This is a genomic window from Amycolatopsis sp. NPDC043885 (genome assembly GCF_056435685.1).
Map to the genome: position 1 here is coordinate 615,233 of NZ_JBWKEA010000001.1, position 7,874 is coordinate 623,106.

At 68.9% G+C, this 7,874-nt stretch carries 4 protein-coding genes and 1 pseudogene; all 5 read right to left on the reverse strand.

Annotated features, from left to right (window positions below):
- Positions 1-47: 47 nt before the first annotated feature.
- Positions 48-1,943: pseudogene (gene asnB, locus AC069I_RS03140) on the reverse strand (asparagine synthase (glutamine-hydrolyzing)); the annotation flags it as partial.
- 15 nt (positions 1,944-1,958) lie between these two features.
- Positions 1,959-3,689: a Wzz/FepE/Etk N-terminal domain-containing protein gene (locus AC069I_RS03145; protein WP_478264752.1), complete on the reverse strand. Its 1,731-nt coding sequence runs from the start codon at positions 3,687-3,689 to the stop codon at positions 1,959-1,961.
- A complete protein-coding gene (locus tag AC069I_RS03150) occupies positions 3,686-4,963 on the reverse strand; it encodes a YveK family protein (protein ID WP_478264753.1) in 1,278 nt (425 codons plus the stop codon). Before AC069I_RS03150 ends, AC069I_RS03145 begins: the two co-directional genes overlap by 4 nt.
- 139 nt (positions 4,964-5,102) lie before the next feature.
- Positions 5,103-6,290 carry a glycosyltransferase family 4 protein gene (locus tag AC069I_RS03155; protein ID WP_478264754.1) on the reverse strand — a complete coding sequence of 396 codons (1,188 nt, stop codon included), beginning with the start codon at positions 6,288-6,290 and terminating at the stop codon, positions 5,103-5,105.
- Positions 6,271-7,587 carry a nucleotide sugar dehydrogenase gene (locus AC069I_RS03160; protein WP_478230835.1) on the reverse strand — a complete coding sequence of 439 codons (1,317 nt, stop codon included), beginning with the start codon at positions 7,585-7,587 and terminating at the stop codon, positions 6,271-6,273. The genes AC069I_RS03155 and AC069I_RS03160 overlap by 20 nt, the downstream gene beginning before the upstream one ends.
- Positions 7,588-7,874 lie beyond the last annotated feature (287 nt).

Below are 7,874 nucleotides of genomic sequence, written 5' to 3' on the forward strand. Positions count from 1 at the left end.
GGGTTGGGGGGAAAACCCAAACCCCCCACCCACGACCCACCTGGCCGAGCGGAAACGGCGCCGCGGTACCAGTACTCGAGGGTCAAGATGTGCCAGAGATGCTTGGACCGGTCCTGCTGCCCGGACGCGTCTTCGTCGACGAGCTTCCGCAGGGCCTCACGACGGAGGAACCCGGCCTTCACCAATTCACCTTCGTTCGTCACCTCGCGCACCAGTGGCGCGAGGTCGCGGCTCATCCAAGCCCGCAGCGGCGCGCTGAACAGGCCCTTCGGCCGGTGCACGATCTCGGCGGGAAGGATGGACAGCGCCGCTTCCTTGAGCGCCATCTTCCCTTGGCGCTTCACGATCTTCCGGTCACCGGGGATCCGGAACGCGGCCTTCACGACCTCGATGTCGACGAACGGTGTCCGCACCTCGGCCGACGCCGCCATACTGGACCGGTCGGTGTAGGCGAGGTTGAGCCCCGGCAGGAAGAGCCGGGAATCGGCGAGGCACATGCGGTTCACGAAGTCCGACAACGTGTTGTCGTGGTAGGTGTCCGCGTGCTCGGCGATCACGTCGTCGACGGCGCCGGCGAGGTCCGGGTTCAGCAGACCGGCGAGTTCGGCCTGGTCGTACATCGTGTAGCTGCGCCGGAACGCGGTCTCCTCGGGCAGCTCCGCGAACGAGAGGAACCGCTTGGCGAAGCGGACCGACCGGAATCCCCGTTTCGACGTCGCCACCGGCAGTCTGTCCACAAGGGACTCCACCGGGCGACGGACGAGGCCGGGAACCCGCTGGTACTGAACGGCGATCTTGTTCGCCAGATGCTTGCGATACCCGGCGAACAGCTCGTCGGCGCCCATGCCCGAGAGCATCACCTTGATGCCTGCTTCGCGAGCGGCGGCGCAGATCAGGTAGCTGTTGATCGCCGCCGGGTCACCGATCGGCTCGTCGAGGTGGTACGTCATCCGCGGCAACAGATCGAGCACCTGCGGCGCGATCTCGATCTCGTGCAGGTCGACACCGAACTTCGCGGCGACCTTCTTCGCGTACATCAGGTCGTCCGGCATCGCTTCGAACTTCGCGTCCTCGGCCCGGAAACCGATGGTGTACGCGGAGATCCCCGGCCGCTCGCGCGCGGCGAGCGCGGTCAGGTAGCTGGAGTCGAGCCCGCCGGAGAGGAACGTCGCGACCGGCACGTCCGCGATCAGGTGCTTGCGCGTGGAGTCCTCGATGACGGCATTGAGGTCGAACTCCCCCTCAAACGCGGCCCCCTCTTCGGCGACCTGGCGCAGCGACCAGAAGGTGCCGCGTTCGACGTCGCCGTTCGGCCGGAACCGCGCCCAGCTGCCCGGCGGCAGCTTCTCGGCCTCCTTGAACGCGCAGCGGCCGTCCGGGACCCAGTAGTAGAGCAGGGAAGCGACGAGCGCGGTGTCGTCGACGGTCAGCGAGCCGCCCAGTTCGGCGGCCAGTGCCTTCAGCTCGGACGCGAAGGCGACCCCCTTGCCGCGGCGCACCAGGAAGAGCGGCTTGATCCCCAGCTGGTCGCGGACCAGCACCAGCTCGCCGGACCGCTCGTCGAAGACGCCGAACGCGAACATTCCGCGCAGCCGGTGCAAACCCACGGTGCCCCACGCGCGCCAGGCTTCCAGCAGGACCTCGGTGTCGGACGTCCCCCGGAAGCGCACACCGGCGGCTTCGAGTTCCTTCCGCAGCTCCGGCGCGTTGTACAGCTCGCCGTTGTAGGTCAGCGCGAGCCCGTCCTTGACCATCGGCTGCGCGCCGGTCTCGGTCAGGTCGACGATCGACAGCCTTCGGTGTCCTAAGTGGACATCGCCATCCCCGGCACGATGGTCGTACCTGCCGGAACCGTCGGGTCCCCGGTGGGCGAGTGTCTTGGTGAGCCGATCGGTGAGCGGTCCCCCGTCCGGCCAGAAGTAGGCCCCTGCGATGCCGCACATCTGCTTTCGCTCCCCTTACAAGGCTTCGGCGTTATCCGGTGACACAGGCGAGAATCGTTTGGTCGGCTGATCGGCGTTGTCGTGGTCCTCGGACCGCCGGTACGGCGTCGGCGGATGGCGTCGCGCGCCCTTCTTCTCCCTCGACGGCTCCAGCACCCGCTCGACGGGGCTTTCGGCGGCCGTCTCGACCGGCGCCACCGTCGAGAGACGCCGCACCGGGACGTCCTCGGGGAACATCTCGACCGGCTTGGGCGCGGGCCGCGGCATCTGCCGTTCCGGCGCGACCGTCCGCGCGGGCGCCACCGTCCGCGCGGGGACGGGCAGCGGCTCCGGCACGGCACCGGCGCGACCGCGCAACGCCGTGTGCAGACCGTCCCACAGCGTCCCGTCGGTGTGGTCGCGCGGATCCGGGTCCACCACGACGACGCCGATGATCGGGATCCGCCGATCGGCCAGCTGGCGGGCGACGGTATGCAGCCATTCGGTGTTCGCGTGCCCGGCGCGCACGACGAGGATCGTCTCCTCGCCGAGGAACTCGAGGTCGGTCCACGCCGTGCCGGGCTCGATCGAGCCGACACCGATGCGCCTCTCCGCCGCGGCCATCGGGACTTCGCCGCGGTCCAGCACCTGGATCGGACTTTCGCCTGTCAGCTCGCGGAGGTTCGTCTTCGGCAGGTCGTCGACGAGCGAGACCGGCCCCTTCCCGGCCAGCTCGCGCGCCATGTCGACGGCGAGCTCGGCGGTGACCTGGCGGGCGCCGAGGTCGAGCAGCGACACCGAACCGTTTTCCCGCCGAACGGCGCGGACCAGTGTCGTCGCGACCCGCTGCCGCCGGGTCGCCGCGCGAGAGCGCCGCAGGAAACGCGGTGGTTTGGGCAGCTGCGCGATCACAGAGGCGCCGAGGTGCTGCGAGATCTCGCGGCGCAGAACCGGCCGGTCCTTCACCACGCTCGTGACGGCCGCGAGCCCGAGCCCGGCGAGCAACCCCAGCGCCAAGCCGATCCCGGCGTCGGTGGCGAGGGTCTTGAGCAGCGAACGCGGCGGGATCCGCGGCGCGTCCACGATCTGCGTCCCGGCGGCGACCTTCGGCGTACCGATGCCCGCCTCCTGCGCTCGGCCGTCGTAGTCGGAGATCTTGGACGTCAGCTCCGCGCGGCGCGAGTACAACCGCTCCAGCTGCGCGGGGTTGGCGTTCCGGCCCTTGGCCTCTTCGGCGATGATCGACGCTTCGATCGGGGTGAGCTCCTCCTGGGCCTGGTTGCGCTGGTCGAGCAGGGCCTTCTGCTGCGCCGCCGCGGCAGCCTGGTTGCGGCCGACGTACTCGGCGATGAAGGCGTCGGAAATCGCCTGCGCGCGGGCCAGTGCCTCGTCCTCGGTCTTGCCCTTGACCGTCAGCTGGAGGACGTTGTTCGTCAGGCCCAGCCCTTCGTAATCCTTCAGGAACTCCTCCGGCGCCTGGGTGCTGTTCAGCTTCTTGAGCGCCTCGGTGGCGATCTTCGTCGTCTGGAGCACGGCGACGTCGGTCCGCATCAGCGTTCCGCTGTCGGTCGGCGAGTCGTCGGGGTGGATCACGAGGATCTGTGCGACCGCGGTGGGCGGCGGCGGCAGGAGCATCGCGACCAGCCCGCCGGCGATCAGCCCCAGCAGGGCGGTGGCCACCCACAGGCGACGTCGTCTGCGTACCGAGACGACCAGCCGCTGCAGGTCGATGAGCGGCTCGGACTTCGCTTTTTCGGCGCTGGTCACGCGGTACCTGCCAGTGCTTCGTGGTCGGACGGGGTGGGCGTACCGGGGCGGGCGCGGGTCGGCCGGACCGGGCGGATCAGCACGGTGCCCACCGTGGCGAGACCGGCGTCGGCGATGGCTTCGGCGATCCCGACCAGCTCCCACGCGGACCGGGAGCCGACACTCGCCACGACGAGGACTCCTTCCGCGTCGGTGTCCGCGACGACGGGCCGCGCCGGGGAAACCTTCACGACGGTGAACCATCGGCCGGCGAGAGCGGCGAGCCGTTCGGCGGCCGCCTGCCCGGCGGTATCGCCGTGCGCGGCGACCACGAGCAGCCGGTGCGGCAACCGGGAGATCAGGCGCTGGTACAAGGCGTCGGAGTCGATCTCGTCGGCGAAGACGTCGACCCGCGGGACGTTCCACGGCCTGTCGTCACGGAGGAGCTTGGCCCGCAAGGTGGTGCGCGCCGGCGGCTGCTCCACGGCGTCGAAGGTGGCCAGCACCGGGCCGCCGATCGCCGCGGCGATCTCCTCTTCGTCCCGCAGCCGCCGGTCGGTGCGGGCGGTGAAGAGGTGACCGAACAGGCCGATGAGGAAGAACAGCGCCGCGCCGCCGAGGGCGAGCTGCGGGAGCGTGGGTGCCGCCGCCGAGGACGGCAGTTCGGCCGAGCCGAGGACGACCATGTTGCCGAGGCCGCTGGCGGTGTCGGCCGCGTTCAAACTGGACATCGCCGACTCGATCGACGAGCGCAGGCCCTGCAGTTCGGTGCGGAGCTGGACACTCTCGACGGTCGTCTTGCCTTCGTTGACCTTCGCGGAGAGTTCGCTGATGCGCTGGTTCGTCTGCGTGACCTGCTGTCGCAGTGTCTCCCGGCGTTCCTGCGCCAGCTGGACCGCGGCGTCCCCGGAACCGGCGATGATCTGCGTCGAGTACTTCACGAACTCGCTCGCGATCCGGTCGGCCATCCGCTGCGTCTGTTCGGCGGTGTCACCGGTGGCCTCGATGGTGATGACATTGCCCTGTGCGACCGACGTGGCCACCTTGTCCCGCAGATCGGCGCCGGTCTCGCCGTCACCGAGTCCGGCGGCGGCCCGGTCGAGCACGACCGAACTGGTCGCCACCTCGGCCTGGGTGAGCAGTTCGTCAGCCTCGCGCGGGCCCTGCAACAGCACGCTGGACGTCGTCCGGTAGCCGGGAGAAAGGATCAGCGACGATCCCGCGCCGACCAGGGCGCCGAGGAGGGCGAGGACCACGAGGGTCCGCCACCTCCCGCGCAGAACCTGTCCGATCATGGACAGGCGCACCGTATCGTCAGTCAAAGCCGGGGTCTCCCATCGGTGCGTGCGGGTGCAGCATCAATCCCGTCGGAGCGACCGCGATGTTGGTTACAGGATTGCCCGAGTCTTGTTCAAAACGCGACCGGGAAGTCGATCACCGGGCCGCGGCCGCATAGGCCGCGAGCAGGGCTTTCTGAGAGTTCTCCCAAGAGAGCGGACCGGCGACGCGCGCCCGCCCCAGCTCGCCCATCTCGGCCCGCTGTTCCGGCGAGTCGAGCAGATGCGCGATCAGCTTCGCGAACTCCGGCTCGTCGTTCGCCGGCGCGTACAGAGCGGCCTCCCCGGCCGAAACGCGGGCCTCCCGCAGTTCGAAGGAGACGATCGGACGGCTCATCGCCATGTACTCCATGATCTTGTTCATGGTCGACACGTCGTTGAGCGGGTTCAGCGGATCCGGCGAAAGGCAGACATCGGCCGAGGACAGGTAGCGCAGCAGGTCCTCGTCGGGGATCCGGCCGGTGAACTCGACCTGGTCGTCGAGCTTCAGTTCCTTGGACAGCGCCACCATGGCGTCGAAAGCGTCGCCGGAGCCGATGAACACGGCGTGCCAATCGGTGCGGCCGACCTCGTCACGCAACGACGCGAGCGCGCGCAAGGCGTAGTCGACACCGTCCTGCGGGCCCATCACGCCGAGGTACGCCAGCAGATGCGGCTTGCCCTTCTTCAGCTCGGGCTCGACCGGCACCTGATGGAACCGCTCGACCACGGGCGCGCTGCGCACGACGAAGACGTCGTCCGGCGACTTGCCGCCGCGCTTGACGGCGACGTCCTTGTAGCTCTCGTTGGTCGCGATGACGACGTCGGCCGTCTTGTACGTGCGGCGCTCCAGTGCGCAGACCGCGCGGTACAGGAAGTCCTCGCCGCGATCGAAGCGCGAGAGGTACAGCTCGGGGCAGAGGTCGTGCTGGTCGAAGATGAACTTCGCGCCCTGGCGCTTGAGGTACAGCGCGACGAGGAACAGCAGGTCCGGCGGGTTGCAGGCGTGCACGACGTCGACCCGGCCAACCTTGCGGGCGAGCCGCAGCGTGTGCCACAGCGCGGAGCCGTACTCCTGGACGTACCCGGCCGGACCACCGGTGGCGGCCTTCAGCGGGTACCGCAGGATGTGGACACCGTCGATGGTGACTTCGGCTTCGGTGTCCCGCTTCGTCCCTTGTGGACAGATGACGTGGACTTCCCAGCCGGCGTCGCGAAGCGTCTGGCACTCCTGCCAGACGCGGCGATCGAAGGGGACGGACAGGTTCTCGACGAGGATGAGCGCTTTACCAGGCAAGACCGACATATCCCTCTTCAGCCCGGCGACGGTCGGCGTCGGGTACGCGGACGAGATCGACGATGGTGTGGCCGCCGCCCGCCGGGAGGGCCGCGAGGACCTCCGGGTCGGTGCAGCCGATGAGGCAGACTTCGGCGTGGTCGACGACCTCGCCGATGGAGCCGGCGAGCAGCTGGCCGAGATGCGGCAACCTGCCCTCGATGTACTCGCGGTTCGCGCCGATCAGCCGCGAAAGGCTGACGTTGGCGTCGTAGATGCGGAGGTCGTATCCCTTGCCGAGCAGGCGCTCGGCGAGTTCGACGAGCGGGCTCTCGCGCAGATCGTCGGTGCCGGGTTTGAACGACAGGCCGAACAGTCCGACCTTGCGTTTCCCGGTGCGCGCGACCAGGTCGAAGGCGCGCTGGAGGTGTTCGTCGTTGGAGGGCAGCACGTGCGACAGGATCGGGACGGCGACGTCCGCGCGGTGCGCGGCGTAGACCAGGCCGCGCAGATCCTTGGGGAGGCACGAGCCGCCGAAAGCGAACCCGGGGCGAAGGTAGGCGGGGCTGATGTTGAGCTTGCGGTCGGCGAGGAAGACGTCGATCACCTGATGGGAGTCGAGCCCCAGCGCGCGGCAGATGGCGCCGAGTTCGTTCGCGAAGCCGATCTTGAGGCCGTGGAAGGAATTGTCGGCGTACTTCGTCATCTCGGCGACCGGAATCGGGACGCGGAAGACCTCGCCGGGAAGGCCTTCGTAAAGCGCCGCGACGACGTCGCCGCTCGCCGCGTCGAGCTCGCCGATGACGGTCTTGGGCGGGTCGAAGAAGTCCTTGACGCTGCTCCCCTCGCGCAGGAACTCGGGGTTCACCGCGACCCCGAAGTCGACGCCCGCCGTGCGGCCGGACGACTTTTCGAGGATGGGGACGAGCAGATCCAGGCAGGTGCCGGGGAGCATGGTGCTGCGGAAGACGACGGTGTGTCTTCGCGTCTTGGTCTTGAGCGCTTCGCCGATTTCCTCGGCGACGCGCTCCAGGAACGCCGTCGACAGGCTGCCGTTCGGCGCCGACGGGGTACCGACGCAGATCAGGGAGACTTCGCTGTCCGCGATCGCCTGTCTTACGTCGGTCGTCGCTCTCAGCTTGCCCGTGGCGACGACCTCCGCGGTCAGTTCCCCGATCCGCTCTTCGACCACCGGCGCCTTGCCGCTGGAGACGAGTTCGATCTTCACCGGGTTCACGTCGACCCCGACGACCTCGTGCCCGCGTCCGGCGAGGCACGCCGCCGACACGCAACCGACGTAGCCGAGCCCGAAGACACTGATCTTCATGACGAATTCCTCCAGCCGCATTCCGCTGCCCATTGGTCGGCGAGAGGACCGGGTTCGTTACCGGTGTCCGGCATTCGCCTGCTTTTGGCGGAATGCCTGTGCGGCAAGGGAATCACTCATCGTCCGCAGGGCGCGAAACGCTACAGGAAGCGCGTAACGATCTCGTGAGCGTTCAGGCGGCGGTGGCGCGTGGGTCGGGGTGGTCGTGGGGGGGGTTTTTGGTTTTCCCCCCCAAACCCCCCCCCCCCCCCCCCCCACCCAATCTCCCCACACAGCGCCTTCCCTTC

Excerpts from the sequence above, each read along its gene's own strand:
- AC069I_RS03160 (WP_478230835.1), bottom strand. The coding sequence starts at position 7,587 with ATGAAGATCAGTGTCTTCGGGCTCGGCTACGTCGGTTGCGTGTCGGCG.
- AC069I_RS03150 (WP_478264753.1), bottom strand. The coding sequence starts at position 4,963 with ATGATCGGACAGGTTCTGCGCGGGAGGTGGCGGACCCTCGTGGTCCTC.
- AC069I_RS03155 (WP_478264754.1), bottom strand. The coding sequence starts at position 6,290 with ATGTCGGTCTTGCCTGGTAAAGCGCTCATCCTCGTCGAGAACCTGTCC.